Source organism: Citrobacter sp. TBCS-14 (assembly GCF_005280805.1).
Taxonomy (GTDB): domain Bacteria; phylum Pseudomonadota; class Gammaproteobacteria; order Enterobacterales; family Enterobacteriaceae; genus Citrobacter; species Citrobacter gillenii.
This window is the reverse complement of sequence record NZ_SZWM01000340.1, coordinates 1-256: the sequence shown is the minus strand read 5'-3', so window position 1 is coordinate 256 and position 256 is coordinate 1. Positions and strand designations below refer to the sequence as shown.

1 pseudogene is annotated in these 256 nt (G+C 53.9%); it reads right to left on the bottom strand.

From position 1 onward, the window contains the following. Positions 1–256: pseudogene (locus tag FDX22_RS15400) on the bottom strand (succinate dehydrogenase/fumarate reductase flavoprotein subunit); the annotation flags it as partial.

Below are 256 nucleotides of genomic sequence, written 5' to 3'. Positions count from 1 at the left end.
CAACCTTCTTCCATGGAGATACCCATTTCGTCACGGATCTTAGACCAGTTTTCGTTACCTTCCTGGTTAACCAGATCTTTCAGACGTTTTTCAACGCCAGCAACCTGTGCATCAAGAGCGGCACTGTTTGCAGCGCCAGCTGTTGCAGCGCGTTCCGCAGCTTGTTCACCGGCCATACGACCGAAGACCACCAGTTCCGCCAGGGAGTTAGAGCCCAGACGGTTAGCGCCGTGCAGACCAACAGAGGAACATTCAC